At 62.1% G+C, this 1,313-nt stretch carries 1 protein-coding gene; it reads right to left on the bottom strand.

Annotated features, from left to right (window positions below; all coding sequences use genetic code 11):
- Nucleotides 1-355: 355 nt before the first annotated feature.
- Nucleotides 356-1,313: amidohydrolase (locus SR3_RS30275; RefSeq protein ID WP_068095138.1), on the bottom strand; the 958-nt coding region annotated here is incomplete at its 5' end.

Raw genomic sequence — 1,313 nt, 5'->3', positions numbered from 1 at the left:
CCTCCATCGGCAGCGCGTCGAGTTCGGTGCGCAGCATCACCACCGGGCCGGGGCCGTTCCTGAACACACCGACGATGCCTGTCTTGCCGACAGGTTTTGCCAACAGGTGCCGAACTTTTCCAAACGATTTAACTGGGCTGTGAACCGCAGAGATCCGCGGTTATTGAAAGCATAAGCCAACTGCCAAAAACCTCCAAGAAAAATCATGGCAGAAATCATGGCAGATTGCGCTCTGACCATTGCGTTGTGCGATAAAGTGCGATGCGGCACGGCAGAACGCGGAAAAAATGTTCCACGACCACCCGTCGGCTGCATGTAAAATTATTAAGGCATTATGCCTTCTACCCGCTTCCGGCTATTTGCCGGCTACCATCAACACAGCCAGCGACAGCACTTCCATCCCGGTACGGATGCTGGGTTTGGGGTCGGGTGCGAAGAAAGGTGAGTGGTTGACCGGCACCGGCTTGCCCTCAGCCTTGTATTTGGCCAGCACGGCGGGATCATAGCCGCCCACGCTGAAGAAGGTGGTCTGCGCCACGCCGGCGGCGGCGTATTCGGAGAAATCCTCGCTGGCGGTCCAGCCCGGTTCAGTCACGGGTACCAGCGTGACATGATCCTTCCCCAGCGCCTGCGTGAGCATGCCCGCCGCCCGCGCCGCCAGCGCCGGATCGTTGAGTACCGGCGCCGTGCCATGGATGCGCACCACATCGGGCGCGGGGGCATGCGACATCTGCGCCACGGCGCGCGCCGTATCGCCCACGCCATCGAGCAGCAGTTTGCGCACGCCCGGCTCATAGGAACGCAGCGAGAGCGCGAGTTGGGCCGTATCGGGGATGATGTTGCCCACCGTGCCCGCATGGAACGAACCAACGGTCACCACGCCGAATTTCTGCGGGTCTTTCTGGCGGCTGATGACGGTCTGCACGTCCTCGACGAAGCGGGCGCCCATCACGATGGGGTCGATGCTCTTGTCGGGCATCGAGCCATGCGCGCCCTGGCCGTGGAAGGTGATGACGATGGAATCGCTGGCCGAGGTGGTGGCGCCCTGCTTCACCGTCACCTCCCCTGTGGGCGAAGAGCCGACATGGGCGGCAAAGGCAAAATCGGGCTTCGGGAATTTGGTGTAAAGCCCATCGTCCAGCATGGCCTTGGCGCCGGAGACGACCTCCTCTGCGGGCTGGCCGACCATCACCAGCGTGCCGTGCCATTGCGCCTTCATCGAAACCAGCGCCTTGGCGGTGCCGATCCACCAGGCCATATGGCTGTCATGCCCGCAGGCGTGATCGACAAAGGTCAGCTTGCCGTCCACCGTT

This window comes from Novosphingobium rosa NBRC 15208, assembly GCF_001598555.1.
GTDB lineage: Bacteria > Pseudomonadota > Alphaproteobacteria > Sphingomonadales > Sphingomonadaceae > Novosphingobium > Novosphingobium rosa.
This window is presented reverse-complemented; position numbering and strand designations above follow the sequence as displayed.